Genomic DNA, 24331 nt, shown 5'->3' with positions numbered 1-24331 from the left:
CCTCTGGGCTGTCAGTGCGTTGCGTGTTGCACGCGCCAGGCCCAGGCGAACAGCACCAGGCCGCCGATGGCAGTGGCGGCGCCGATATAGCCGGTGACCGTCCAGTTCATGCCGGCGCTGATGGCCAGGCCGCCGAGCCAGGGGCCGAGAGCGTTGGCGACGTTGAAGGCGGCATGGTTGGAGGCTGCCGCCAGGGTCTGGGCACCGCTGGCGACGTCCATCAGGTGGGTCTGCAACGCCGGGCCGAGCGCGATCATGGTACCCAGGGCGAAGATCGCCGGCAGGATGCTCCACAGGCTGTGCGCGGCGAACGGGAAGACCAGCAGCACCAGGGTGCTCCAGGCCAGGATCCAGGCCACCGCGCGCAGGCGCAGGCGGTCGAACAGCCAGCCACCGGCGCTGTTGCCGACGATGCAACCGGCACCGAACACGGCCATGGCCAGGGGAATCCAGCCTGGACCGACCTGGGTGACGTGGAGCAGTGTGGGGGCCATGTAGCTGAACACGCAGAACATCCCGGCGAAGCCGATGGCACCCATGCCCAGGGCCAGCCAGATCGGCGCACGATTGAAGGCGCGCAGCTCGCCTGTCGGGCTGCTGCGCTCCTCGTGCGGATCGGCTGGCAGGAAGATCGCCACCATGGCGATGGTGCTCAGGGCGATCACTCCGACCAGGGCGAAGGCGTAGCGCCAGCTCATGAACTGGCCGAGCCAGGTGGCCAGCGGATTGCCGATCAGAATGGCCACGGTGAGGCCGGCCAGCACTCGGCTGACCGCCTTGGCGCGCTTGTGCGGTGGTGCCATGGACGCGGCCACCAGCATGGCGACGCCGAAATAGGCACCGTGCGGCAGGCCGGCGATGAAGCGGAAGATCAGCAGCGGCTCATAGGTCGGCGCCAGGGCGCTGGCGAAGTTGCCGAGGGCGAAGCAGGCCATCAGCAACAGGAGCAGGATGCGCCTCGGCAGGCGCGCGCCGAGCAGGGCCAGCGCGGGGGCGCCGACCACCACGCCGAGGGCGTAGGCGCTGATCACATGGCCGACCTGGGGTTCACTGACGCCAAGATCGGCGGCGACGTTGGGCATCAGGCCCATGATGGCGAACTCGCCGGTGCCGATGGCGAAGCCGCCGAGGGCCAGGGCAAGTTGAATGAGAAGGATCGCGCCCGGCGACAGCGAGGTCGCGGCGCTGGGAGCAGGGTGGCTCATGGAAAACCTTGGATTGGGTGGAGCGGGGCGCAGGATTATATTCTCCCAGTGCCTTGCTTGGGTATTGGCGGCCGCTCTATTTCGGGCTTTGTGACGAATGGTCGAGGTTGTTCTGCGCCTTCACGTAGTCGACGAAGGCGCGCAGCGGCGCTGGCACGTGGCGCCTGCTGTGGTAGTACAGATACGGGCCCTCGAAGTGTTGCCACCAGTCCTGTAGGAGGGGTTGCAACTGGCCATTGCTGAGATGCGCGGCAATGTATTCCTCGAAGGTATAGAGGATGCCATGACCGGCACAGGCCGCGGCGATCAGCAGATCCTGCGAGGAGCTGACCAGGCGGCCCTCGGGGGCGATGCGCAAGGTGCGTCCTGCCTGCTCGAACTCCCACACGCCCAGCTTGCCGCTGGCGAAGCGGTAGCCGAGCAGGCGGTGCTCGCTCAGTTCGCTGGGGTGCTGCGGCGTGCCGTGGCGCTGCAGATAGCTGGGCGCGGCGACTGCCATGAAGCGTTGCCGACGCGGCCCGATGGGAATGGCGATCATGTCCTTGGCCAGGCTTTCCTCGTAGCGAATGCCGGCGTCGTACCCGGCACCGATCACGTCGATGAAGGTGTTGTCCATGTTCACCTCCAGCGCAATGCCGGGGTAACGCGCGAGAAAACCGTCCAGCAGGTGCGGCAGGATGTGCCGCGCGATGACCCCCGGCACATGCAGGCGCAACGAACCGACCGGATGCTGCGGGTCTTCCTGCAGGTCGTTGAGCGCGGCGTTGATCTCGTCCAGCGCCGGACGCAGGCGTTCCAGCAGCCGCGCGCCGATTTCCGTGGGCGTCAGGCCGCGGGTGGTGCGATTGAGCAGGCGTACACCCAACTCCTTTTCCAGGCGCCGCAGGCAATCGCTCAGTGACGAGGCCGACATGCCACGGCGTTGCGCCGCGACACGGAAGCCGCCGGCCTCGACCACGGCGGCGAACAGGGCGATATCGGAGAGGTTCGGTTGGCGCATGGGGGGCGGCCGGACTATGGCGAAGCCTTGGATGATGCGGCGTCGTGGCGGGTTTGCCAATCCTGAAGGGGAGACTGGGTGGTTCGTGTGGGAGCGGCTTCAGCCGTGAGCTTCGCCGTTACGGCGCTCATTCCCGGATTGCATCCGGGCTAGGGGGCGCGCCTTTGACACACCGGGTAACTGTCCGCCTGGCCGTATACGCTGTTCGGCTTTGGACGGCTTATCGTACAGGCCGTCTGCCCGCACCCTATGTCCTGTAGCAGCGCCTGTCTGGCGCATCGAGTCAACGGACACGAGGAATAGGTGATGAAAAAGAAAGTTGCACTAGGCCAGGGCCATACGCGCCGTGATGCTCTGAAGCTGTTCGCGATGGTGGGCGGCGGACTGGCCCTGGGGGCGCTCGGCACCTCGGTTGCCTGGGCCGAGGTGGCGCCGCACTGGCAGGCGGCGGACATGCCAGCGCTACGCGGCAAGCGCATGCTGGTCACCGGCGGCAGCAGTGGCATGGGCTTCGAGGATGCCCTGGCACTGAGTCGGGCTGGCGCGCAGGTGATCATCGCCGCCCGCAATGCACAGCGTGGCGTCGAGAGCATCGAGCGCATCCGTGCCCAGGTACCGGATGCGCGCCTGCGTTTCGAGCAGGTGGATCTGGCTGATCTGGCCTCGGTACGCAACCTCGCCCAGCGTCTGAACGACGAGAACGAAGCGCTGGATGTACTGATCAACAATGCCGCGATCATGGCGCCGCCGCAGCGTGGCGTGTCCCGTGATGGTTTCGAGCTGCAACTGGCCACCAACTTTCTCGGCCACTTCGCCCTCACCGGCTTGCTCCTGCCGTCGCTGCTCAAATCCGCCGATGCGCGGGTGGTGACCCTGGCCAGCATCGCCGTGCACCGTGGCCGTATCAATTTCGATGATCTGCAGTCGGAGAACAATTACAACCCCTATGCAGCCTATGCCCAGTCGAAACTGGCCTGCCTGATGATGGCGTTCGAGCTGCAGCGGCGCAGTCAGGCCAATGGCTGGGGCATTAGCAGCATCGCCGCGCACCCGGGGGTTGCCGTCACCGAGCTGGTCGAGCGCGGGCCCGGGTTGCAGAGCGAGTTCGGCCGCCAGTGGGCGGAGGATCGCGAGGCTTACCACTCGGCCGCGCAGGGGGCGCTGTCGTCGCTGTTCGCGGCAACGGCTGCCGAAGCCGAGGGTGGCCGTTATTACGGGCCCACCGGCGAAGAGGAAAAACGCGGCCCGCTTGGCCTGGCCAGGGTGCCGGCTGCGGCAGGGGATGCCGAGGACGCGGCGCGCCTGTGGTCGGTGGCCGAGCGCCTGACGGGCGTTCGCTACGGCTGAGTCATTACCCGTGCGCCAGGTGGGCGCCCCCCTTCGAGGAATTTCCCATGTCATCGTCAACCCTGTCGCAGCGCGTGGCCCTGGCCATCAACGCGCAGCGCGGCGAGCTGTGGCCAGCCCTGGCCGGCTTTGCCCTGTTCTTCTGCCTGTTCTCGGGTTATTTCATGCTGCGGCCGATCCGCGAGGCCATGGGCATCGTCTCCGGGGTGGAGAATCTGCAGTGGCTGTTCACCGCTACCTTCGTGGTCATGCTGGTGGCGGTGCCCTTGTTCGCCTGGTTGAGTTCGCGGGTGCCGCGGATTCATTTCATCGACTGGGTGTATGGCTTCTTCACCCTCAACCTGGCGTTGTTCGCCCTGGCGTTCTTCACGGCGGCTGAGAGCCTGTGGCTGGCGCGCAGCTTCTACGTGTGGATCTCGGTCTACAATCTGTTCGTCGTTTCGGTGGCCTGGAGCCTGATGGCGGATGTGTTCGACAGCGAGCAGGCCAAGCGGCTGTTCGCCTTCATCGCTGCCGGTGCCAGTGTCGGCGGCCTGGTCGGGCCGGCGCTGAGTGCGTCGCTGGTCGGTCTGCTCGGGCAGAGCGGCCTGATCCTGCTGGCCGCCGTACTGCTGGCCATGGCGTTGTCGCTCAAGCAGGTGCTGATGCGCTGGCGCGAGCAAGGTGGGGCTGGGCGTGCAGGCGCGGTGCAGGCGGAAAGCCCGCGGCGCCCGGTGCCGGGCAATCCGTTCAGTGGCTTGCAGCGGGTGCTGGCTTCGCCCTACCTGTTGGGCATCGCCGGTTTCGTCATCCTGCTGGCCACGGCCAGTACCTTTCTGTATTTCGAGCAGGCGCGCCTGGTGGCCGAGCTGTTCCCGCAGCGTGCCGATCAGGTGCGCGTGTTTGGCCTGATCGATTTCATCGTGCAGGGCGGCGCGCTGGTCGCCCAGGTGTTCATCACCGGGCGTATCGCCAGACGCCTGGGGGTGAGGGTGTTGCTGGCCTGCGTACCGCTGTTGGTGTGCGTCGGCTTCATCGGCCTGCTGCTGATGCCGACCTTCGCCATGCTGGCGGCGCTGATGATCGTGCGGCGTATCGGCGAGTATGCCTTCGTGCGGCCGGGGCGGGAGATGCTGTTCGCGCCGCTGGATGCCGAGAGCAAGTACAAGGCGAAGAACTTCATCGACACCGTGGTCTACCGTGCGGGCGATGCCATCAGTGGCTGGTTCAAGAGCCTGCTGGACATGCTTGGCCAGGGCGCCTGGCTGGTGGCGCTGGTGGGCGCAGCCAGCGCTGCGCTATGGGGGCTGCTTGGCTGGTACCTGGGCACCCAGGCGGATCGCAAGGCGACCGAGCAGCGACTGCTGGCGACCCCATAACAGGCCGTTTGCTCAGTCGCGTGCCGGCGTGTTCAAGCCGCGCTTTACCGCCGGGCGTGCGAGGAAGGCATCGAGTACACGGCTGACGTTGCCGAAGCGCTCGAACTGCACCAGTTCGTCGGCTCCGTAGAAATCCACCAGGCAGCGTACCCAGGGCAGTACGGCGATGTCGGCGATGCTGTAGTCGCCCATGATCCAGTCGCGGCCCTGCAGGCGCTGGTCGAGCACGCCGAGCAGGCGTGCGGATTCGGCCACGTAGCGATCACGCGGGCGCTTGTCCTCGTACTCGGCGCCGGCGAACTTGTGGAAGAAACCGAGCTGACCGAACATCGGCCCGACCCCGCCCATCTGCCACATCAGCCATTGCAGGGTTTCGTAGCGCGCCGCTGGCTCCTCGGCGAGCAACTTCCCGGTCTTCTCCGCCAGGTAGACGAGGATGGCGCCAGACTCGAACAGTGCCAGCGGCTGGCCGTTCGGCCCATTGGGGTCGAGGATGGCGGGAATCTTGTTGTTCGGTGTCAGCGAGAGGAATTCCGGGCTGAACTGCTCGTTGTGCTCGAAGCTGACCAGGTGCGCCTCGTAGGGCAGGCCGGTCTCCTCGAGCATGATCGACACCTTGACCCCGTTGGGCGTTGGCAGCGAATAGAGCTGCAGGCGCTCGGGATGGCTTGCCGGCCATTTGTGCGTGATGGGGTAGCTGGAAAGATCGGTCATGGGGTTTCCTTTCGCGGCGGCGTTGAAGGTTCGTGGCATGTGGCGGGTCGGTTTCCAACAGGGGCCTGGTCGGGGTATGTTGCGACCCTCGCATACAGCATAGGGAGCGCCTTCATGAGCCTGATGGGCCAGTACGATTCCGACAACATCTTCGCCAAGATCATTCGTGGCGAAGCACCTTGCTACAAGATCTATGAGGACGAAGATGTCCTGGCGTTCCTCGATCTGTTCCCGCAGTCCTACGGCCATAGCCTGGTGATCCCCAAGCGCGCCACGGCGCGCAACATCCTGGAGATCGATACGGACAACCTGGCCAAGGTCATGGCCGCGGTGCAGAAAGTCGCCCGCGCCCTGGTGGACGAACTGCAGCCGGCCGGTGTGCAGGTGGCACAGTTCAATGGCGCGCCGGCCGGGCAGACCGTGTTCCATCTCCACATGCACGTGATTCCGCGTTTCGAGGGTGAGGGGCTTGGCATTCATGCGGCCAACAAGGCGGATCCGGCCGAGCTGGAGAAGCTTCAGGCGCGCCTGAGTCAGCGCCTGCAGGAATGATGGGCGAGGGCGCCGGTAGCGGCGCCACTCGGCTCAACCTTGCTGGCTGGTCTTGCCGCCCCATTCGAGGAAACGCACCTTGTGCAGTTCGCCCTGGCTGTCGCGGTACACCATGATGGTCGGCACCACGCCACTCTTGTTGGAGTTGTCGGTGCGTTCGAGCACGCTGGCGATATCCAGTTGCATGCCGTAGTGGTAGTTCTCCACGGCCAGCCCATAGCCGGCCTTGCCGGTGTCATCGGCGAACGCCATGGGAGCCAGGCTGGAAATGACGGCGGAAACGAAAGTGGCAATTTTCATCGGTGTTTCTCCATGGGTTGACCTGCACCCAGTGGTGCAGTGGCTAGGTTTCCGATGAAACCACTCGGCGCCGCCTGGCTGAAATCGAAGCCCTTGCTAGTGGGCATCATCCAGATCGATGAAACTTGCTCAAGGCATTGATCACGCCAATACTCATGGCGCACCCGAGACGCCCACGGAGGGCTACATGCGTTCGTTCCTTTTCGCTGTACCGTTGTTGCTGATGGCTGGTTGCTCCTCGTTTCGCGCCGATCCCGAGCACGTTCGTCCGGTGCCGGAGGATCGCCTGCTGGCCTTCCAGAAGGCCGAGGCGAGTAGCGCGCACATCGTGGTCACGCGTGACTTCGGCCTGATGGGGGGCGGCTGTTACGTCGCCATCGAGGTGGATCGTAAGGTTGCCGCGCGCATCGGTGTGGGGGAGGAGGCGAGCTTTCAGGTGCCGCCGGGCACGCATATCGTCGGCATCACCCCGGATCGCATGGACGATACCCTGTGCGGCATGGGGCGCCTGCTGCGCGAGGTCGCCGTGCCGCTCGCGGCCGGGCAAACCCAGCATCTGCGCATCGTCAGCCAGAACAAGGGTGGTTTCGACATTCTGCTGGATGATCCCAGCCAGCGCTGATAGCGGAGATCCTTCGCTCAGGTCGAAGAGCTAGTGCTCGAACTCTTCGGCCATAAGCGCTTCCAGCCAGTCCATGAAGGCGCGTACTCGCCGTGGCAGGTGCGCACCGTGTGGATGCAGCAGATGCACCGGCATCGGCGCTGCCACCCAGTCGTCCAACAGACGGAGCAGACGCCCACTCTGCAGGTGGCTGCGCATGCCGATCAAGGGTGCCTGGATGATGCCCAGGCCACCCAGGCAAGCGCCCTCGTAAGCGTCGATGTTGTTCACCGTGACCCGCCCGGCCATGGCCAGGCGATGCAGCTTGCCGCCGCGCAGGTACTCGAAACCCTCAGGCCGGGTGCCGAAGGCAGTGACGTAGTGGATCAGGCTGTGCTGGGCGAGGTCGTCCAGGCTTTCGGGCGTGCCATGCGCGGCCAGATAGGCCGGGCTGGCGCAGTTGACCATCGAGAGTTGGCCCAGGCAGCGTGCCACCAGGCTGTCGTCATCGACGGCACCGATGCGCAATACGCAGTCGAAGCCTTCGCGCAAGGGCTCTACGCGTCGGTCGCTGCACCCCAGTTCGATCTCCAGGGCCGGGTGTGGGGCGAGAAACTCCTGCAGGCGTGGCGCTACCAGGCGCCGGGCGATTTCCGTGGGCATGTCCACCCGTAGGCGTCCGCTCAGCCCCTGGGTTTCATGACGAAACATATGCTCCAGCTCGTCCATCTGCGCCAGCAGTTCACGGCCGCGTTGGTAGAGCGCCTGGCCGTCCTGGGTCGGGCGCACCCGGCGCGTGGTGCGGTGCAGCAGGCGGGCATCGAGCAGGCGTTCCAGGTCGCGAACCTGTTCCGACACGGTCGAGCGCGGCAATCCCAGGCTTTCGGCAGCCTGGGTGAAACTGCTCAGTTCGGCGACGCGCTGAAAGGTGCGCAGCAGTTCCAGCTTGTTCATCAAGGCAGCCCTCATTGTTCGCTGATGGCGATCAGTATTTCCGAATTTGCTGGATTTATCACCATCCATGCCAGCAATAACCTGTGAGTGAACCTCATCAGTCACCCCAGGAGATTGCTCATGACTCGCAAGATCGCACTCATCACCGGCGCCAGCCGTGGCCTTGGTCGCAGTGCTGCGCTGCACCTGGCCGCACAGGGCGTGGACATCATCGGTACCTATCGTAGCCAGGCCGACGAAGCACAGCAGTTGGCCCAGGAGGTCGAAGCGCAGGGCGGCCGCGCCCTGATGCTGCAACTGGACGTCAGTGATAGCAGCCGCTTCGCCGCTTTCGCCGAGCGGGTCGCCCAGGGCCTGCGCGACACCTTCGCCAGTGAGCGCTTCGACTTTCTCATCAACAACGCCGGCATCGGCATTCATGCCGCGTTCAGTGAAACCAGCGAGCAACAGTTCGACGCGTTGCTGAACGTCCAGCTCAAGGGGCCGTTCTTCCTCACCCAGCGCCTGTTGCCGTTGCTGGCCGAGGGCGGGCGCATCGTCAATGTCTCCAGCGGCCTGGCCCGTTTCACGCTGCCGGGCTACGGCGCCTATGCGGCGATGAAGGGCGGTGTCGAGGTGTGGACGCGCTATCTGGCCAAGGAGCTTGGGCCACGTGGCATCAGCGCCAACGTGCTGGCGCCCGGTGCCATCGAGACCGACTTCGGCCAGGGTGTGGTGCGCGACAATGCCGAGGTCAATGCCTTCCTCGCCAGTAACACGGCGCTGGGGCGGGTCGGTTTGCCCGATGATATCGGCGCCGCCTTCGCATTGCTGCTCAGCGATGCCGGGCGCTGGATCAATGGGCAGCGCATCGAGGCGTCAGGCGGCATGTTCCTCTGATTCGCCTGGCCGGCGTCGCAGTCTCACTTTCAGGTGCCGTTGCGCTTACAATCGGTGGGTCTGCACAGGGAGGCCGAGCCGATGGGATTACCGATAGCGATAGTGGGGGCGGGGACGGCTGGCCTGGCCAGTGCCATCTTCCTCGCTCGCCAGGGCTACAGCGTTCGTCTGCTGGAGCGGGTCGAGCATCTGCAGCCCGTGGGCGCCGGTATCCTGCTGCAGCCCTCCGGCCTGGCCGTGCTACAGCGCCTCGGCCTGCTTGCCGAGTGCACGGCGCTGGGGGCGCCGATCAGCCGCCTGTATGGCACCAGTTGCCAGGGGCGCACCATTCTCGATACCCGCTATCACTACTGGCAGCCCGGCAGCTATGGCCTCGGTATTCACCGTGGCGTCCTGATGACGGCGCTGCTCAGCGCGGCGCAACGGGCCGGCGTGCAGGTGGAAAGCGGCATCAACGTTACCCGATTCCAGCAGAGTGCCACGCACGTTCGCCTGCTGGGTGACGATGAACGACCTCTGGGTGATTTCGCCGCGCTGATCCTGGCCGACGGCACACGTTCGACCCTGCGTGCACAGATGCAGGTCAGGCAGTGGGTGCGGCCTTATCCCTGGGGCGCGTTGTGGAGCATGCTGCCGATGCCCTCGGGGCTGGAATCCCGTGAGCTGCGGCAGTGGTATCGCGGCTGCCGCGAGATGTTCGGCCTGATGCCCAGCGGCTGTACCCACCAGGCGCGTGATAGCGCCCTGACCAGCTTGTTCTGGAGCCTGCCATTGAGCGAGCACGACGCCTGTCGCGAGGCTGGACTCGACGCCTGGAAAACGCGGGTACGGGCGCTCGCCGGTGACACAGCCGAGCCTTATCTGCAGCAACTGCACGACCCCGCGCAACTGACCCTGGCCGCCTATGCCGACGTGCGCATGCAGCGCTGGCACGATAACCGCGTTCTGGCCATCGGTGACTGCGCCCATGCCATGAGCCCGCAACTGGGGCAGGGCGCCAACATGGCGCTGGTGGATGCCGCCGCGCTGGCCGACGCCCTGGGCGCGAGCGATACGAGCGCGCAGCAGGCGCTGGACTGGTCGGCCATTTTCAGCCGCTACAGCGACGCCCGCCGTGATCACCTGTGCTACTACCGCCAGGCCAGCCGCCTACTGACGCCGCTGTTCCAATCCAACAGCAGTGCCCTTGCGGTACTGCGTGATATCGCCCTGACGCTCGCTCGGTACAACCGCTTTGGTCGTCAGCATGCCGTCAGCACCCTGGTCGGTGCGCGCAACGGCTGGCTGTGGTCTGGCGGGCAGAAGCGCGATCTGCATGTATGGACGGGGGAGCGGCAGGCGTGGGAGTGACGGCTCCAGGCTGAGGCTTGTCGTACGCATCAGGCCTTAACGATAGCGTTCGAGGATGGCCTCGAACTCTCCGTCCTGCTTCATCTGCACCAGCGCCCGCAGCAGGGCCTGGGTCGGCACGTCCGGTTCGTCGCGGACGATGCAGGAGATCAGGTCAGCACTGACCTGCGCGAGGGCATGCAGGCGTTTCTCCTGGGGCTGGTTGCGGTTGAACCAGTCTAGGCTGAGTTGGCTGCTGATCGCGTAGTGATAACGGCCTGCCTCGAGTTTTTCCAGGGCCAGTTCCTGCGTGCGGGCATCTTCACGGTGTATGTCGCCGTTGCTCAGGAGCGGCTCCAGAGGGGGATAGCTGAAACCCAGCACCGTCCCCAGGCGCTCGCCCCGCAGCCGTTCCAGGCTGAAGTCGGGGTCGGCATCGCGCGCGACGATCAGGTCGCGCTGGAGCATGAAAGGCAGGCTCCAGATGTACTGGTGATGTGATGCGCCGAGCCAGCTCGGGTTGAGGTAGCAGCGCACGTCGATGCCTCCTGTGACCAGCAACTGCTGGATACGCAGGCGCGGCAGCACCAGCATCTGCGCGCGGCGGCCGACCTTCTGCGCGAGGCGCATCTGCAGGTCGTAGACGATCCCGTCCGTGGCCTGGCCGTCGACGACTTTCATCAATGGCATGGCCCAGCTTTCGGCCACCGAGAAACGCAGTGGGCGCTGCTCCTGTGCGAAGGCTGCAAGGCTGAGCAGGAGCGAGGAGGCGAGAAGCGGAAGGCGCATGCCGCTGCCGCGCAGGATGAGGGGACGAACCCTGTTCAAGCCGGTGCTGGCTCGAAACTGTCGGCGCGCGCCATCTGCCACATGCGCTGATAGAACTCGCCGCTGATCTCGCCACTGAGCAGCTCACCCGGTGCAAGGAACACGTGTTGCTGGGCGAACAGCTTGATCTCGCTGGCCGACAGGCGCTGCACCAGGTGCTTGGCATCGATCTGCGAGGGATGTGCGAGGCCGGCGGCGGCGAGCATCTCGGCCAGCGCCTTGAGCGTGTTGCGGTGGAAATTGTGAACCCGCTGGGCCTTGTCCTCTACCACCAGGGCGCGCTGGCGCAGTGGATCCTGAGTGGCCACGCCGGTGGGGCACTTGTTGGTGTGGCAGCTCTGCGACTGGATGCAACCGATGGCGAACATGAAACCGCGCGCCGAGTTGGCCCAATCGGCACCGATGGCCATTACCCGGGCGATATCGAAGGCGCTGACGATCTTGCCGCTGGCGCCGAGCCTGATCTTGTCGCGCAGATTGCTGCCGACCAGGGTGTTGTGCACGAACAATAGGCCTTCGCGTAGCGGCGCGCCGATATGGTCGGTGAATTCCAGCGGCGCGGCGCCGGTGCCACCTTCCTTGCCGTCGACGACGATGAAGTCGGGGAGGATGCCGGTGGCCAGCATGGCCTTGACGATGCCCATGAATTCCCAGGGGTGGCCCAGGCAGAGCTTGAAACCGACTGGCTTGCCGCCCGACAGCTCGCGCAGTTGGGCGATGAACTGCAGCAGCTCGGTGGGCGTGGAAAAGGCGCTGTGGCTCGAGGGCGAGACGCAATCCTCACCCATGGCTACGCCACGGGTGCTGGCGATTTCCGCGGTGATTTTGTGCTTGGGCAGGATGCCGCCGTGGCCAGGCTTGGCGCCCTGGCTGAGCTTGATCTCGATCATCTTCACCTGCGCCGTGCACGCCTGTTCGGTGAAGCGCTCGGGGTCGAAGTGGCCATCGGCGGTGCGGCAGCCGAAGTAGCCGCTGCCCAGTTCCCACACCAGGTCGCCGCCGTGTTCGCGGTGGTAGGGGCTGATGCTGCCCTCGCCGGTGTCGTGATAGAAGTTGCCCAGCTTGGCGCCCTTGTTCAGCGCGCGAATGGCATTGGCGCTGAGCGAGCCGAAGCTCATCGCCGAGATATTGAACAGCGATGCCGAATAGGGTTGGCGGCACTGCGGCCCACCGATCTCCACGCGAAAGTCGTCTGGATCGCTCAAGGGGGCTGGGCGCATGGAATGGCTGATGAACTCGAAACCGTTCCGGTACACGTCGTTCAGCGTGCCGAAAGGCTTGTCGCCGCCTTCGTTCTTGGCACGGGCATAGACCAGCGAACGCTGCGCGCGGGAAAACGGCAGTTGTTCGGCATCGCCTTCGAGCAGGTACTGGCGAATCTCCGGGCGGATGCCTTCGACCATGTAGCGGATGTTGCCGAGGATCGGGTAGTTGCGCCGCACCGCATGGCGAGTCTGCAACAGATCGAAGGTGCCGATCAGGCTGAGCGCGGCGGTGAGCAGGGTGAAGGGCCACAACCAGTCGTGACTCAGAAAGGGCAGGCTGGCCAGGGTGAACAGCACGCAGAGGGCAAAGAATGCGTAGCGGCTGAGCAAGGAAAGGGTCATGTGGCCTCCTGAGCTTGGCTGAAGCGCAGACTCTAGACTAAAAGGTTATATGTGGTCATGTTCTGTCCTTGCAGACACTCTCAAGGGCTGAGGACGAAAGGCGTTGCGCTGTGGCACACTCAGTGGCCCGGAGCCAACCATCGCCAAAGCTTGGCCCACCTCCCCGATTTTCGGCCGGCGCGCTTGTCGCCGGCCTACTGCCTGAGGCCGCCCGCGGCCGAGAAGAGGAATGAGCGTGCATAACGTCGTGATCAGCGGTACTGGCCTCTACACCCCGGCCAACAGCATTTCCAACGAAGAGTTGGTGGCGTCCTTTAATGCTTATGTGCAGCAGTTCAACGCCGATAACGCCGAGGCCATCGCCCGTGGCGAGATGGAGGCCTTGAGCGAGTCCAGCACGGCCTTCATCGAGAAGGCCTCGGGCATCAAGAGCCGCTTCGTCATCGACAAGGCTGGCATCCTCGACCCGCAACGCATGGTGCCGCGCATCCCCGAGCGCTCCAACGAAGAGTGGGGCATCCTCTGCGAGATGGCCGTGGGCGCTGCCAAGCAGGCGCTTGAGCGCGCCGGCAAGACCGTCGCCGATATCGACGGGGTGATAGTCGCCTGCTCCAACCTGCAGCGCGCCTACCCGGCGGTGGCCATCGAAGTGCAGGCGGCGCTGGGGATTCAGGGCTGGGGCTACGACATGAACGTGGCCTGCTCCTCGGCCACCTTCGGCATCCAGGCCGCGACCACTGCAATCCAGACCGGCCAGGCCCGCGCCATCCTCATGGTCAACCCGGAAATCTGCACCGGCCACCTCAACTTCCGCGACCGTGACAGCCATTTCATCTTCGGTGATGCCGCCACCGCAGTGATCATCGAGCGCGCCGACCAGGCCACCTCCAAGCACCAGTTCGACGTGGTCGGCACCAAGCTGCTGACCCAGTTCTCCAACAACATCCGCAACAACTTCGGCTTCCTCAACCGCGCAGCGGAAGAGGGCATTGGTGCCCGCGACAAGCTGTTCGTACAGGAAGGCCGCAAGGTCTTCAGGGACGTCTGCCCGATGGTGGCCGAGCTGATCGCCGCGCATCTGGCCGAGCACCAGCTCAACGTTGGCGACGTCAAGCGCTTTTGGCTGCACCAGGCCAACCTCAACATGAACCTGCTGATCGCCCGCAAGCTGCTCGGTCGCGATGCCGAGCCGCACGAGGCACCGGTGATCCTCGACACCTACGCCAACACCAGCTCGGCCGGTTCGGTGATCGCCCTGCACAAGAACCAGGATGATTTGCCTGCTGGTAGCTTGGGTGTTCTAAGCTCCTTCGGTGCCGGTTATTCCATCGGCAGTGTAATTTTGCGCAAGCGTTGAACTCTCTGTAGGAGTGCCTGAGCTGCACGGAGCGTTCGGCTGCGTGCGCAGGCTCGATCTACGGGAGTGCCATGTCCGAATCCGATCTGCTGGAGCGCCTGCTCGCTGGGGAGCAAAAGGCCTACCGCGAGCTGGTGGCTCGCTACCAGGGGGCGATGCGTGCGGTGGCTTATGCCATCGTCGGCAGCCGCCATGTCGACGAGGTGGTGCAGGATGCCTGGCTCGCCGTGGTGCGCAACCTGGCGGGCTTTCAGGGGCGCGCCAGCCTCAAGACCTGGCTGCTGACCATCACCGCCAATACTGCCAAGACCCGGCTCAAGCAGAGCCGCCGCGAAGTGCTGCTCGACGACCTGCCCGCCCCTCATGGCACGGTCGGCGACGAGCGTTTCGCCGATGACGGCCACTGGCTGATGGCCCCCCATACCTGGCATCAGGACAGCCCCGACGCGCTGCTCACCGAAGACGAACTGCGCCAGTGCCTGGAACACACCCTGACCAGCCTGTCCGAGCTGCAGAGCAGCGTCCTGCTGCTGCGCGAACGCCAGGGCCTGGAGCTGGAGGCGATCTGTAATCTTCTCGACATCTCGCTCTCCAATGTACGTGTGCTGCTGCATCGGGCACGCCTGAAAGTCTTCGCCACCCTGGAACATTTCGAGGAGACGGGCCAATGCTGACTTGCAAGGAACTGGTCGCTCACTCCAGCGATTTTCTCGATGGCCAACTGACGTTGCGCCAGCGCTTGGCCGTGCGCGCGCACCTGGCCATGTGCGGCAACTGCCGACGTTTTATCCGCCAGATGAAACTGACCCAGGCGGTGATCCGGCAGATGCCCGAGGGCGAACTGCCCGAACTCGACGCGTTGGCCGAGCGCCTGGCGCAGAACCGGCGTAATCAGGGGTGAACCGCGTTCTTGCTGGACGGCTTGGTTGCGTCCTCACGCGTAGGGTGGATGACGCTTTTTTCATCCACCGTTTGCGATGGTTGTTCGGGCTATTTGCTGTCGGAACAGCACCGTAGGATGGGTAGAGCAACGCGAAACCCATCTAATCTGCCCCGGGTTTCGCTGTGCTCTACCCAGGCTACTTGCTTTTTCCTCTAAAAGCGCAGCTTTTGGCTGTCCAGCGAACGAAGTGAGCGAGAGTTGAGCGCATAATTAGTTTACAACCACACCTTTTTTGGTGATGTGACCTCAAGAAAATTTGTTAATCCTTCTATGCTTTCTTGAGTTGGCTTTGCGCCAAGAAGTGAAGTGCATTCGGATAGCAAGGTTGTATTCGCGTGTTTAACAATCTGGTGTAGCTTCCTGCAAAGCGCATTAATAAATGTATGCTCAAATATTATTGGTTTATTTCCATAGCCATTTAAGCGCTTTATTTTTTGAGAGTCGGGCATAGAAAGCCATGCGCCAGTGTGAACTATTGAATGGCGTAGCTGCCACAGTACTTCGAGATCCTCGATTTGACTCGGTGTGAAAATATCTTTCTTTATTTCAAGTGATTTGAAGAATGAATTTACTTTACTAGGGTTGTGCCAGCCGTTAAGCGAGTCAGATACCACGTAGCCGACTTGAGCACTCGTAGTGCGGAAAGATAGAAGCCTGTCGACGGGAATGCTTATGCTACCGCCACAGTGCTTTGAAAAATGTTTTAAAAAGCTTTCTGAATCAAAAGATGGGAAATTTGCTGAAAAATCAATTAGGCCTGCTAATAACGACTTTTGATATGTTTCAAAGTGCCCCATTAGTGAGCCAAGAATAGCGCAAGATATATGTCTCAAACTATCTTCGCTATCCTTGTTGAAATCGCCATTTCCTTTTTTTGTGAATTTATTTTGGCAGTGCTGAAATGCATCATAAGCATCGCATGTATATAGTAAAAATGCGTTCGCCGGGGCTTCTGCGTAGGAGTTCAAAGATGTTTTATGTGCGACTGTTTCGATTAAGTATTTTTCAAATTTCTTTTCGGTAACCATTATCTGTCCTTGGAAGCTAACGATTAAGCTAATGGGCGGACAAAAGCGCAGCTTTTGGACGTCCGGCGAACGAAGTGAGCGACGTTGAGTGCTGTAATGGACTCCCCCACGCCACAGTTCTATACCTGAGGGCTGTTATAGCTGAAATTGGGAGAGCCGTTATGAAGCGCATCGCTGTTGATCTGGCCAAGTCCGTTTACCAAGTTGCCGAGAGTGTCCGTTACGGCCAGGTGGTGCAGCGCAAGCGGCTGAACCGGGAGGCGTTCAGGCGATATATACAGGAGCAGGCCGAGCCGGTCGAGTGGGTGATGGAAGCCTGCGGCACAGCGCATTACTGGGGACGGTTGGCGCAATCGCTGGGACATCAGGTCCGGCTGCTGCATCCGCGTTACGTGCGGCCCTATCGTCGGCGCAACAAGACCGACCGCAACGACTGCGATGCCATGCTGGAAGCCGCGCGCTGCACCGATATTCATCCCGTGCCGGTGAAGAGCCACGATCAACAACAGCTCCAGCAATTGCATGGACTGCGGGAAACCTGGAAGAAGAGCAGAACCCAGCGTATCAACCTGTTGCGCGGCATGCTGCGTGAAGCGGGGATCGAAGCCCCAACCTCGACCGCCGCCTTTATCCGTGCAGCCAGTGAGCTGGTTGAACAACCGGAACTCGCGCCGCTGAGGCGCCTCCCACGGTGCGGTGGATGTTCCTCTGCCTGTGGGAGTGGCTTTCGGCTCTGGCATCCTGCTTCGCTCTACCTACAGCATCCATGCAGTCGTAGCCGCGACTGGTAGCGGGCAAAGCGCCCCCGGATTTCATCTGGGCTACGAAAACTTTTTTCACCCGCTGTAACGCCCGCACCTGTGCCTCGTCCATTACTGCGAGGGCGCCAATCCGGCCCCGCATTCCGAAACGATGGAGAGATGCCATGAAACCACTCAATACCCTGACCGCTACCCTGGGCGCCGCGCTGCTGACTTCCGTGGCCTTTACCGCACAGGCCGCGAGCAATCCCTTTGCCGCGCAGGAGCTGAGCAGCGGCTACAGCCTGGCTGCCGGCGAGAAGGGCCAGGAAGGTTCCTGCGGTGAAGGCAAGTGCGGCAGCGAGAAGAAAGCGGACAAAGAAGGCTCGTGCGGTGCCGAGAAGAAGGCCGGTACCGAGGGTAAATGCGGCGGCGAAAAGAGCGAGTAAGCAGCGAGGGGGACGGGCCATGCAATTGGCAGAACTGGATGGCGCCGGCCTGGGCTTGCGCCGTGGGCTGCTTGCCGAGTTGCTCGATGACGAGGCCAGCGGTGCCGACTTCCTGGAAGTGGCACCGGAGAACTGGATCGGTGTCGGCGGTCGGCTGGGCAAGCAACTGCGTGCTCTGAGCGAGCGCCGGCCGCTGCTGTGTCATGGTCTGTCCCTCAACCTCGGCGGCTTCGCGCCGCTGAATCTGGAGTTGCTGCACGCCATCAAGGGCTTTCTCGACGAGCACGGCGTGCTGGCTTACAGCGAGCATTTGTCGGCCTGCGCCGATGATGGCCAGCTATATGACCTGATGCCGCTGCCGTTTTCCGAAGAGTCGGTGCTGCGCATCGCCGAGCGCGTGCGTATCGTTCAGGACGTGCTGCAGCGACCGCTGATCATCGAGAACGTCTCGGCCTATGCACGCCTGCCGGGCGAGCTGGACGAGGCGGATTTCGTCCGGGCGGTGCTGGAGCGCGCGGACTGCCAACTGCTGCTGGACGTCAACAACGTCTACGTCAACAGCCTGAATTTCGGCTTCGATGCCGCTACCTATATCGCGGCGATGCCCAGCGAGCGCATCGCTTATCTGCATGTCGCCGGCCATTACGACCAGGCCGAAGACCTGAAGATCGACACCCATGGCGCGCCGGTGATCGATCCGGTGTGGGCGTTGCTCAGTGCTACCTATGCGCAACATGGTTTGCGCCCGACGCTGTTGGAGCGCGACTTCAACTTCCCGCCGCTGGCTGAGCTGTATGCCGAGCTGGCACATATCCGCAGCCTGCAACAGGCCGCGCAACCGTTTAACAGGTATGGCACATGAGCGGCGTGCAACTACAGCGCGACTTCGCCGCGCGCATCCGCCAGCCCGAGGCTCAGGCGCTGTTGCCGGGTATCACTGGCGAGCGCATGGCGATCTATGAGGAGCTGTTCTTCAACAATGTCGCCAGCCTGGTTGGCAGTGCCTTTCCGGTGCTGCGCGCGGTTTTAGGAAGCGAGCGTTGGCAGAGGCTGCTGCGCGCCTTCTTCGCCGAGCATCGGGCGGCGACCCCGTACTTTCCGCAGATCAGCCAGGAGTTCATCGCCTGGTTGCAGCAGGGGTATCGCGCCGAGCCGGAGGATCCGCCGTTCATGCTGGAGCTGGCGCATTACGAGTGGGTCGAGCTGGCGCTGGACGTCAGCGCGGCGCAACTGCCTGGGCAAGGCTGGTCGCCATTGGCCTGGCCGTTGGCCTACCGCTGGCCGGTGCAATTGATAGGGGGCGAGCACCGCCCGCTGCAATCGCCAGCACAGCCAACCTGTCTGCTGGTCTGGCGCGATAGCCGGGACAAGGTGCGCTTCATGCAGCTGACGCCCTTCGCCTATCAGCTCGCACTGCGTCTGCAAACCAATGAGCCGGTGAGGCAGGCACTGCAAGGCCTGGCCAATGCCCACGGCCTGCTTGCCGACAGTGCCTATTTCGACAACGCCCGGGCGCTGCTGAACGACTGGCAGGCACGGGATATCTGGTTTCCCCCCGCCGAGGACTGACCCATGATCGCTCTACTCAATCGCTGCCAGGATGCGCTGGAGGCGTCCCGGCGCCTGGATTTTCTCGGCCCGCTGTTGCTGCGCCTGTATCTGGTGCCGGTGTTCTGGATGGCTGGCACGCACAAGCTGGCCGATATCGACGCCACCGCCGCCTGGTTCGGCAACCCGGACTGGGGGCTGGGCCTGCCATTTCCCGAACTGCTGGCCTGGGCGGCGGCGCTGACCGAGGCCGGTGGTGCCAGTCTGCTGCTGTTCGGCTTTGCCGTGCGCTGGATCAGCATTCCGCTGATCGTCACCATGCTGGTGGCCATCTTCACCGTGCACTGGCCCTATGGCTGGCAGGCGATTGCCGACCCGTCGGCGCCCTTTGCCAACGAGCGTGTGCTGGCCGCGGCGGAAAAGCTCGAACGGGCGCGCGCCATCCTGCGTGAGCACGGCAATTACGACTGGCTGACGAGCAGCGGCAAGTTCGTGGTGCTGAACAATGGTATCGAGTTCGCCGCCACCTATCTGGTGATGTTGGTGGCGTTGTTCTTCAGCGGGGCAGGGCGCTGGGTGAGCCTGGATTATTGGCTGGCGCGGAGCTGGCGCCGCTGAAAGCCTGTTCATGATCCGCTGCGCGTCGGCCCTACTGCGTTAAAAACAGGTTCATCGCATTTTCAAGGGGAATGCCTGGTTGACACCGGACTGGCAATACGGTGTTTCGGGTGCTTGTTCCGAATTGCCGCGTTTTTGTTGATGTTTTTTGTTTCGCCCTCCCGGGCGAGTCACTTTTGGGGCAAAAGTAACCAAAACCTCCGCCCTTTCATCCGGCCCTCGCTACGCGAGGGTTCGCTCACTCCATCGCCGCTCCAGAGGCCCACCACGGTGAGCCATCCATGGCCCATCGTGACTTTCGCGACATCCATGTCGCTCAACCTCTTCCACGACGATTCCGTTCGCCCTCCTGGGCGGGCTCTGCACGCGCCTGAACCTGCGGTAACTCTCCGAGACGCTGCAGGCTTGATGGTGGCAGGCGTAGGGCGGATCGGGGCGCCGACCGCTCGTAGCGCCAGCGAACAGTCCGCCGGGCCATGTCGAGTTCGGCGCCACAATCTACGTCCAATACTCCCAACGGCGTACTGCTTCCGAGCGGCCGGCGTCCCGGTACGCCCTACGCGAGATCATGAACAGGCTCCGAGGGTTCAGGATTCTTCGCGAAGGGCATCGATCCACTCCTTGGGCACGTCGCGCTTGAGCGCCAGTTGGCACTGCTGGCTATCGGGATCGAAGACGATCACCGCCTCGCCCTTGTCCAGGGCACGGCGCACGCGTTGCACGCGGGTTTCCAACGGCGTCTCGTCACCATTGTCGGTGCCGTCACGGGTGACGAAGTCTTCGATCAGGGCGGTGAGGGTATCGGCTTGCAGCAGATGAGGCGGTATCAGCACGGTGGGGCTCCGGTGTTGCGCTGTCAGGGCTCCGAGCGTGGGCTCAGGTAGCGCTCCAGGGTGTCGTACAGCAGTGTGCTGTCCAGGGGTTTGCTGAGAAAGTCGTTCATGCCGACATCCAGGCCGTGCTGCCGGTGCTCGTGCAGGATATGCGCAGTCAGGGCGATGATCGGCACCGCCGGCAATTGCCGGTTGCGCTCCAGGCGGCGTATGTCGCGGGTGGCCTCGAAGCCGTCCATTTCCGGCATCTCGCAGTCCATCAGCACCAGATGGAAGGCCTCCGGTGCCTGGCTGTAGGTTTCCACCGCAGCCTTGCCGTTGCTGACCAGGCGCACGTCATAGCCGCGCTTCTTGAGAAAGCCCTGAACCACCAACTGGTTCACCGGGTTGTCTTCGGCCACCAGAATGCACGGCGCATCGCCGTTTTCACTGCGTATTTCTCGAACCAAGGTATGCACCTGTGCGCGGGGTTCCTGATAGAGCTCGTCGAGGGCCTGGCGCAGGCTGTTGACGGCAACGGGTTGGGCCAGGTGCTGCAGGCGCAGACCCTGGCCGGAGGGTAGGGTATGGCAGTGCTCCGGCGGGCACACCAGTAGCACGCGCTGGCCAGGTTGCAACTGCGTGCTCAGTGACTCCAACCAGTGCGTGACGCTGCCGGGCCAGGGGGCGATCAATACCAGCAGTGGTGCGACCTTGAAGTCTTCCAGATATTCGTGCAAGCGCTCCGGTGTCTGGCAGCGCTCGGTGCGCATGCCCCAGCGCCCGAGCAGGCGGCTCATGGCATCCAGCCCCAGGCCATCCAGTGAGGCGAGCAGGGCCATGCGCCCAGCGAGCAGGCGAGCGAGTTCGTCCGGTGGCTCGATGGTCTGCGGCAGGGCTATCTCGAAGGCGAAGCGCGTGCCCTGGCCGAGAGTGCTCTGCACCTCGAAGCGCCCGCCCATCATCTCCACCAGCTCCTTGCTGATGGCCAGACCCAGGCCGCTGCCACCATAGCGGCGCGTGGTGCTGGAGTCGCCCTGGGCGAAGGAGTCGAACAGCTTGGCCAGCACCTGCTCGCTGATGCCGATGCCGCTGTCGCTGACGGCGAAGACCAGACTGGCGGCGCCCTGGCTGTCGTTGCGCCGGCTGATGCTGAGGGCGACGTGGCCTTCGGCGGTGAACTTGAGGGCATTGCTGAGCAGGTTCATCAGTACCTGCTTGAGCCGTGTCGGGTCGCCCTGGATACGTCGCGGTACGCCATTTTCCAGGCTCACGTAGAGGCGCAGATGCTTGTCCAGAGCCTGGCCGGTGAACAGGCTGAGGGTTTCGGAAATCATCTCTTCGAGATCGAAGTCGATCTGCTCCAGGCTCAGCTTGCCGGACTCGATACGGGCGTAGTCGAGGATGTCGTTGATCACCGCCATCAGCGAGCTACCGGAGCTGGCGATGGTGTCCACGTAGAAGCGCTGGCTGCGGTCGAGCTGGGTTTCGCGCAGCAATTGCAACATGCCCAGCACGCCATTGAGCGGGGTGCGGATCTCATGGCTCATCTTGGCCAGGAAACGGCTCTTGGCCTGGTTCTCGAACTCCGCCTGCTCGGCTGCACGGCGCGACTGGAAGCCTTCTTCCTTGAGCAGGTTGATGCGGTCGGCCAGGCCGATGGAGAGGGTGATCAGCTCGATGGTCACGCCGATCTTCACCGCCGCACCACCGAACACGCCGAATAGCTCCAGGCCCAGCGAGCCGGTGGTGGCATGGATGAAGGCGAACAGCAATATGGCCCAGGCCAGGGTGTAGTAGGAGCCGTAGCGCACACCACGGCGCCAGGCGTAGAGGCCGGTCAGCAGAAGGATCAACGACACCAGCGAGACGGTCAGGCTGGCGAGAATGTTCCAGGCGGCGAAGCCGATCAGCGGCACCGACAGCAGGCAACCGACGCACGCCAGCATCAGCAGGCGCAGGCCGATATCCAGGCGTGGGAAGTATTGGCGGATATGGAGGAAATGCCGGCTGAACTGGATGGCGGTGAGGCAATGCAGGTACATCAGGATATAGATGGCCACCGACTGCAGCGCCACGTGTTCGGGCAGCAGCTTGAACAGCATGCCGTCGAAGCAGGTGGCCAGCAGGCCGACGTTGAGGCTGTAGGCCAGATACCAGAGATAGGCCGATTCACGCAGCGACAGGTAGAGGAACAGGTTGTAGCAGAACATGGCGAACAGCACGCCGTAGAACGCGCCGTTGAGACCCATGAGGTTTTCCTGGGCGGCGGCGCTGGCGCCATAGGTGGCGAAGTACATCGGCACGAATACCGTGCTGGTGGTTTCCACCCTGATCAGCAGGGTGCTGGTGCCGGGTTCGAGCTGCAGGGGAAACCAGAAGTTGCGCACTTGCACCGGACGCTGGGCAAAGGCGAAATGGTCGCCGCTTTCCTGTTCCAGGCGCTGCCCATCGGGGCCGAGCTGATAGACCTGGATATGATCGAGCAGCGGGTAGTTGACTTCCAGATAACCGCCCAAGGCATGGCCGAGGCGGTTATCCAGGCTGACCTTGAACCACCAGGCCGAAGCGTTCTTGCCCAGATTCGGTTGGGTGGCCTGGATGGGGGCGAAGGCGTTCGCATCCAGGGCCAGCACCTGATCGACGCTCATTTTGCCGCTCTTGTCTTCGTGATAGCCCAGGTAGGGGCTCAGGGACAGGCGCATGTCTTCCCTGTCCAGCGGCATGGATTGTCCTGCCCAGCTCGGGCAGGCCAGCCAGAAGAGCAAAAAAGCCAGGCAGAAACGAGGCATCCACGAACCTCTGGGCCAGAGTCATTCTTATCGCGAGCAGGCAGCTCGGGTTGGCAGGGCTGAAAAAGGGGGAACTCGCGTCCCCCCTCCAGTCTCGTGTCACTTTGCCTTTATGCAGTGCCGCCTTCAAGCGTCCTGTTCGCGCTGGCCGAGCAGGCTGTCCACGGGGGGAACACGGGTATCGCTTTCCATTTGCGCTTCGTGCTCCAGTTGATGGCTGAAACGCTCCAGCGAGCCTTGCGCGGGTTGCGCGTCGCTGGCGAAGACGGGTGGGCTGAGTACGTAGGCGGTGAGGATCTGGGTCAGCGCCTTGAGGCTGTCGATATGGGTGCGTTCGTAGCCATGGGTGGCGTCACAGCCAAAGGCCAGCAGGGCGGTACGGATGTCGTGGCCGGCAGCGACCGCCGACTGGGCATCGCTGTGGTAATAGCGGAACAGGTCACGGCGCACCGCGATCTCGTTCTCGGCGGCCAGGCGCAGGAGCTGGCGTGACAGGTGATAGTCATAGGGGCCGCCGGAGTCCTGCATGGCCACGCTGACGGCGTGCTCACTGGACTGCTGGCCCGGGGCGACCGGGGCGATATCGATGCCGACGAATTCGCTGACGTCCCAGGGCAGGGCGGCGGCGGCACCGGAGCCGACCTCCTCGGTGATGGTGAACAGCGGGTGGCAGTCGATCATCGGCTGCAGGCCATGATCGCGCATGGACTTGAGCGCGGTCAGCAGCGCCGCCGCACCGGCCTTGTCGTCGAGATGGCGGGCGCTGATATGGCCGCTTTCGGAGAATTCCGGCAGCGGATCGAAGGCGACGAAGTCGCCCACGGCGATGCCCAGGGCGTCGCAGTCGGCGCGGGTGGCGCAATAGGCGTCCAGGCGCAGCTCGACGTGATCCCAGCTCACCGGCAGGGTGTCGACGGCGGTGTTGAAGGCGTGCCCCGAGGCCAGCAGCGGCAATACGCTGCCACGGATCACGCCGTTGTCGGTGAACAGGCTTACGCGGCTGCCTTCGGCGAAGCGGCTCGACCAGCAGCCCACAGGCGCCAGACCGAGACGGCCGTTGTCCTTGATCTCGCGGACGATGGCGCCAATGGTGTCCAGGTGCACGGATACGGCGCGGTCGAAGCGCTCGTACTCGCTCTGGCGCCCGCGCAGGGTGGCGCGGATGGTGCCACGGCGGGTCAGCTCGAAGGGGATTTCCAGTTCTTCCAGACGCTCGGCGACGTAGCGCACGATGGTGTCGGTAAAACCTGTCGGGCTGGGGATGGCGAGCATCTCCAGCAGTACCTTCTGCAGGTATTCGAGGTCGGGTTCGGGGAGTGTCTGCATGGAGTCTCCTTGGTCTGTATTGCTTGCGGAGGCTGTCTCTAGGT

The 24331-nt window shown here is 63.5% G+C and carries 24 protein-coding genes and 1 pseudogene; 14 read left to right on the top strand and 11 right to left on the bottom strand.

What is annotated here, in order from left to right; translation table 11 throughout:
* Nucleotides 1-11 precede the first annotated feature (11 nt).
* Together OU800_RS17115 and OU800_RS17110 are read right to left on the bottom strand one after the other, a co-directional pair.
* Nucleotides 12-1205 carry an MFS transporter gene (locus OU800_RS17115; RefSeq protein ID WP_268178532.1) on the bottom strand — a complete coding sequence of 398 codons (1194 nt, stop codon included), beginning with the start codon at nucleotides 1203-1205 and terminating at the stop codon, nucleotides 12-14.
* 76 nt (nucleotides 1206-1281) lie between these two features.
* Nucleotides 1282-2205, bottom strand: coding sequence for a LysR family transcriptional regulator (locus OU800_RS17110; protein WP_268178531.1), 924 nt, complete (start codon nucleotides 2203-2205; stop codon nucleotides 1282-1284).
* Between the two features lie 306 nt (nucleotides 2206-2511).
* Between OU800_RS17110 and OU800_RS17105 the strand changes: the two genes are divergently transcribed.
* Both OU800_RS17105 and OU800_RS17100 read left to right on the top strand, forming a co-directional pair.
* A complete protein-coding gene (locus tag OU800_RS17105; RefSeq protein ID WP_268178530.1) occupies nucleotides 2512-3552 on the top strand; it encodes an SDR family oxidoreductase in 1041 nt (346 codons plus the stop codon).
* A gap of 47 nt (nucleotides 3553-3599) precedes the next feature.
* On the top strand, nucleotides 3600-4910 hold the full coding sequence (locus tag OU800_RS17100; protein WP_268178529.1) for an NTP/NDP exchange transporter: 1311 nt from the start codon (nucleotides 3600-3602) through the stop codon (nucleotides 4908-4910).
* Between the two features lie 12 nt (nucleotides 4911-4922).
* On the opposite strand, the gene OU800_RS17095 is transcribed toward OU800_RS17100, so the two are convergent.
* Nucleotides 4923-5624 (bottom strand): glutathione S-transferase N-terminal domain-containing protein, encoded by a 702-nt coding sequence (locus OU800_RS17095; RefSeq protein ID WP_268178528.1) that lies wholly within the window; start codon nucleotides 5622-5624, stop codon nucleotides 4923-4925.
* Between the two features lie 114 nt (nucleotides 5625-5738).
* Here OU800_RS17095 and OU800_RS17090 point away from each other — a divergent pair, with 114 nt between their 5' ends.
* Nucleotides 5739-6176: an HIT family protein gene (locus tag OU800_RS17090; RefSeq protein ID WP_268178527.1), complete on the top strand. Its 438-nt coding sequence runs from the start codon at nucleotides 5739-5741 to the stop codon at nucleotides 6174-6176.
* A gap of 33 nt (nucleotides 6177-6209) precedes the next feature.
* Here OU800_RS17090 and OU800_RS17085 read toward each other — a convergent pair whose 3' ends face one another.
* Nucleotides 6210-6476 (bottom strand): DUF2790 domain-containing protein, encoded by a 267-nt coding sequence (locus tag OU800_RS17085; RefSeq protein ID WP_268178526.1) that lies wholly within the window; start codon nucleotides 6474-6476, stop codon nucleotides 6210-6212.
* A gap of 187 nt (nucleotides 6477-6663) precedes the next feature.
* Between OU800_RS17085 and OU800_RS17080 the strand changes: the two genes are divergently transcribed.
* Complete coding sequence (locus OU800_RS17080; protein WP_268178525.1) at nucleotides 6664-7098, top strand: 3-isopropylmalate dehydratase; 435 nt, start codon at nucleotides 6664-6666, stop codon at nucleotides 7096-7098.
* Between the two features lie 30 nt (nucleotides 7099-7128).
* Here the strand turns inward: OU800_RS17080 and OU800_RS17075 are convergent, their stop codons facing one another.
* Complete coding sequence (locus tag OU800_RS17075; RefSeq protein WP_268178524.1) at nucleotides 7129-8031, bottom strand: LysR family transcriptional regulator; 903 nt, start codon at nucleotides 8029-8031, stop codon at nucleotides 7129-7131.
* A 120-nt stretch (nucleotides 8032-8151) separates the two neighbouring features.
* Between OU800_RS17075 and OU800_RS17070 the strand changes: the two genes are divergently transcribed.
* Complete coding sequence (locus OU800_RS17070) at nucleotides 8152-8910, top strand: SDR family NAD(P)-dependent oxidoreductase (protein ID WP_268178523.1); 759 nt, start codon at nucleotides 8152-8154, stop codon at nucleotides 8908-8910.
* 81 nt (nucleotides 8911-8991) lie between these two features.
* Nucleotides 8992-10260: an FAD-dependent oxidoreductase gene (locus OU800_RS17065; RefSeq protein WP_268178522.1), complete on the top strand. Its 1269-nt coding sequence runs from the start codon at nucleotides 8992-8994 to the stop codon at nucleotides 10258-10260.
* A gap of 36 nt (nucleotides 10261-10296) precedes the next feature.
* Here OU800_RS17065 and OU800_RS17060 read toward each other — a convergent pair whose 3' ends face one another.
* Both OU800_RS17060 and OU800_RS17055 read right to left on the bottom strand, forming a co-directional pair.
* Nucleotides 10297-11028, bottom strand: coding sequence for a substrate-binding periplasmic protein (locus OU800_RS17060; RefSeq protein ID WP_268178521.1), 732 nt, complete (start codon nucleotides 11026-11028; stop codon nucleotides 10297-10299).
* A gap of 35 nt (nucleotides 11029-11063) precedes the next feature.
* Entirely contained in the window at nucleotides 11064-12674 is a 1611-nt protein-coding gene (locus OU800_RS17055; protein WP_268178520.1) for an FMN-binding glutamate synthase family protein, read from the bottom strand.
* 235 nt (nucleotides 12675-12909) lie between these two features.
* On the opposite strand from OU800_RS17055, the gene OU800_RS17050 reads away from it, so the two are divergent.
* From OU800_RS17050 to OU800_RS17040, 3 genes are all read left to right on the top strand, one after another.
* Nucleotides 12910-14031, top strand: coding sequence for a beta-ketoacyl-ACP synthase III (locus tag OU800_RS17050; protein ID WP_268184361.1), 1122 nt, complete (start codon nucleotides 12910-12912; stop codon nucleotides 14029-14031).
* Between the two features lie 71 nt (nucleotides 14032-14102).
* Complete coding sequence (locus tag OU800_RS17045; protein WP_268178519.1) at nucleotides 14103-14705, top strand: RNA polymerase sigma factor; 603 nt, start codon at nucleotides 14103-14105, stop codon at nucleotides 14703-14705.
* A complete protein-coding gene (locus OU800_RS17040; protein ID WP_268178518.1) occupies nucleotides 14699-14932 on the top strand; it encodes an anti-sigma factor family protein in 234 nt (77 codons plus the stop codon). Before OU800_RS17045 ends, OU800_RS17040 begins: the two co-directional genes overlap by 7 nt.
* Before the next feature lie 257 nt (nucleotides 14933-15189).
* Here the strand turns inward: OU800_RS17040 and OU800_RS17035 are convergent, their stop codons facing one another.
* Nucleotides 15190-16002 (bottom strand): hypothetical protein, encoded by an 813-nt coding sequence (locus OU800_RS17035; RefSeq protein ID WP_268178516.1) that lies wholly within the window; start codon nucleotides 16000-16002, stop codon nucleotides 15190-15192.
* A gap of 161 nt (nucleotides 16003-16163) precedes the next feature.
* Between OU800_RS17035 and OU800_RS17030 the strand changes: the two are divergent.
* From OU800_RS17030 to OU800_RS17010, 5 genes and pseudogenes are all read left to right on the top strand, one after another.
* Nucleotides 16164-16682 (top strand): annotated as a pseudogene (locus OU800_RS17030) (IS110 family transposase); the annotation flags it as partial.
* Nucleotides 16683-16927: 245 nt separating this feature from the next.
* On the top strand, nucleotides 16928-17191 hold the full coding sequence (locus tag OU800_RS17025; protein ID WP_268178515.1) for an HvfA family oxazolone/thioamide-modified RiPP metallophore: 264 nt from the start codon (nucleotides 16928-16930) through the stop codon (nucleotides 17189-17191).
* Nucleotides 17192-17210: 19 nt separating this feature from the next.
* Nucleotides 17211-18053 carry an HvfB family MNIO-type RiPP peptide maturase gene (locus OU800_RS17020; RefSeq protein WP_268178514.1) on the top strand — a complete coding sequence of 281 codons (843 nt, stop codon included), beginning with the start codon at nucleotides 17211-17213 and terminating at the stop codon, nucleotides 18051-18053.
* Complete coding sequence (locus tag OU800_RS17015) at nucleotides 18050-18760, top strand: HvfC family RiPP maturation protein (protein WP_268178513.1); 711 nt, start codon at nucleotides 18050-18052, stop codon at nucleotides 18758-18760. The genes OU800_RS17020 and OU800_RS17015 overlap by 4 nt, the downstream gene beginning before the upstream one ends.
* A gap of 3 nt (nucleotides 18761-18763) precedes the next feature.
* On the top strand, nucleotides 18764-19357 hold the full coding sequence (locus tag OU800_RS17010) for an HvfX family Cu-binding RiPP maturation protein (protein ID WP_268178512.1): 594 nt from the start codon (nucleotides 18764-18766) through the stop codon (nucleotides 19355-19357).
* A 587-nt stretch (nucleotides 19358-19944) separates the two neighbouring features.
* Here the strand turns inward: OU800_RS17010 and OU800_RS17005 are convergent.
* The 3 genes from OU800_RS17005 to OU800_RS16995 all read right to left on the bottom strand — a co-directional run bounded on the left by OU800_RS17005 (nucleotide 19945) and on the right by OU800_RS16995 (nucleotide 24287).
* Complete coding sequence (locus OU800_RS17005; protein WP_268178511.1) at nucleotides 19945-20190, bottom strand: YheU family protein; 246 nt, start codon at nucleotides 20188-20190, stop codon at nucleotides 19945-19947.
* A 23-nt stretch (nucleotides 20191-20213) separates the two neighbouring features.
* Complete coding sequence (locus OU800_RS17000; RefSeq protein ID WP_268178510.1) at nucleotides 20214-22961, bottom strand: hybrid sensor histidine kinase/response regulator; 2748 nt, start codon at nucleotides 22959-22961, stop codon at nucleotides 20214-20216.
* Nucleotides 22962-23087: 126 nt separating this feature from the next.
* The gene (locus OU800_RS16995) at nucleotides 23088-24287 is read right to left on the bottom strand and encodes an osmoprotectant NAGGN system M42 family peptidase (RefSeq protein ID WP_268178509.1); all 1200 of its coding nucleotides are present in this window, start codon (nucleotides 24285-24287) and stop codon (nucleotides 23088-23090) included.
* Nucleotides 24288-24331: the final 44 nt, after the last annotated feature.

Origin of the sequence: Pseudomonas sp. GOM7, from assembly GCF_026723825.1 — a bacterium.
Lineage (GTDB): Bacteria > Pseudomonadota > Gammaproteobacteria > Pseudomonadales > Pseudomonadaceae > Aquipseudomonas.
The sequence above is the reverse complement of the archived record's forward strand: the minus strand, read 5'-3'. Positions and strand labels throughout refer to the sequence as shown.

Coding starts and splice junctions, on each gene's coding strand:
- OU800_RS17115 (WP_268178532.1), bottom strand. CDS start 1,205: ATGAGCCACCCTGCTCCCAGCGCCGCGACCTCGCTGTCGCCGGGCGCG.
- OU800_RS17065 (WP_268178522.1), top strand. CDS start 8,992: ATGGGATTACCGATAGCGATAGTGGGGGCGGGGACGGCTGGCCTGGCC.
- OU800_RS17090 (WP_268178527.1), top strand. CDS start 5,739: ATGAGCCTGATGGGCCAGTACGATTCCGACAACATCTTCGCCAAGATC.
- OU800_RS17060 (WP_268178521.1), bottom strand. CDS start 11,028: ATGCGCCTTCCGCTTCTCGCCTCCTCGCTCCTGCTCAGCCTTGCAGCC.
- OU800_RS17095 (WP_268178528.1), bottom strand. CDS start 5,624: ATGACCGATCTTTCCAGCTACCCCATCACGCACAAATGGCCGGCAAGC.
- OU800_RS17010 (WP_268178512.1), top strand. CDS start 18,764: ATGATCGCTCTACTCAATCGCTGCCAGGATGCGCTGGAGGCGTCCCGG.
- OU800_RS17035 (WP_268178516.1), bottom strand. CDS start 16,002: ATGGTTACCGAAAAGAAATTTGAAAAATACTTAATCGAAACAGTCGCA.
- OU800_RS16995 (WP_268178509.1), bottom strand. CDS start 24,287: ATGCAGACACTCCCCGAACCCGACCTCGAATACCTGCAGAAGGTACTG.
- OU800_RS17040 (WP_268178518.1), top strand. CDS start 14,699: ATGCTGACTTGCAAGGAACTGGTCGCTCACTCCAGCGATTTTCTCGAT.
- OU800_RS17055 (WP_268178520.1), bottom strand. CDS start 12,674: ATGACCCTTTCCTTGCTCAGCCGCTACGCATTCTTTGCCCTCTGCGTG.
- OU800_RS17025 (WP_268178515.1), top strand. CDS start 16,928: ATGAAACCACTCAATACCCTGACCGCTACCCTGGGCGCCGCGCTGCTG.
- OU800_RS17015 (WP_268178513.1), top strand. CDS start 18,050: ATGAGCGGCGTGCAACTACAGCGCGACTTCGCCGCGCGCATCCGCCAG.
- OU800_RS17000 (WP_268178510.1), bottom strand. CDS start 22,961: ATGCCTCGTTTCTGCCTGGCTTTTTTGCTCTTCTGGCTGGCCTGCCCG.
- OU800_RS17045 (WP_268178519.1), top strand. CDS start 14,103: ATGTCCGAATCCGATCTGCTGGAGCGCCTGCTCGCTGGGGAGCAAAAG.
- OU800_RS17080 (WP_268178525.1), top strand. CDS start 6,664: ATGCGTTCGTTCCTTTTCGCTGTACCGTTGTTGCTGATGGCTGGTTGC.
- OU800_RS17020 (WP_268178514.1), top strand. CDS start 17,211: ATGCAATTGGCAGAACTGGATGGCGCCGGCCTGGGCTTGCGCCGTGGG.
- OU800_RS17100 (WP_268178529.1), top strand. CDS start 3,600: ATGTCATCGTCAACCCTGTCGCAGCGCGTGGCCCTGGCCATCAACGCG.
- OU800_RS17070 (WP_268178523.1), top strand. CDS start 8,152: ATGACTCGCAAGATCGCACTCATCACCGGCGCCAGCCGTGGCCTTGGT.
- OU800_RS17085 (WP_268178526.1), bottom strand. CDS start 6,476: ATGAAAATTGCCACTTTCGTTTCCGCCGTCATTTCCAGCCTGGCTCCC.
- OU800_RS17105 (WP_268178530.1), top strand. CDS start 2,512: ATGAAAAAGAAAGTTGCACTAGGCCAGGGCCATACGCGCCGTGATGCT.
- OU800_RS17110 (WP_268178531.1), bottom strand. CDS start 2,205: ATGCGCCAACCGAACCTCTCCGATATCGCCCTGTTCGCCGCCGTGGTC.
- OU800_RS17075 (WP_268178524.1), bottom strand. CDS start 8,031: ATGAACAAGCTGGAACTGCTGCGCACCTTTCAGCGCGTCGCCGAACTG.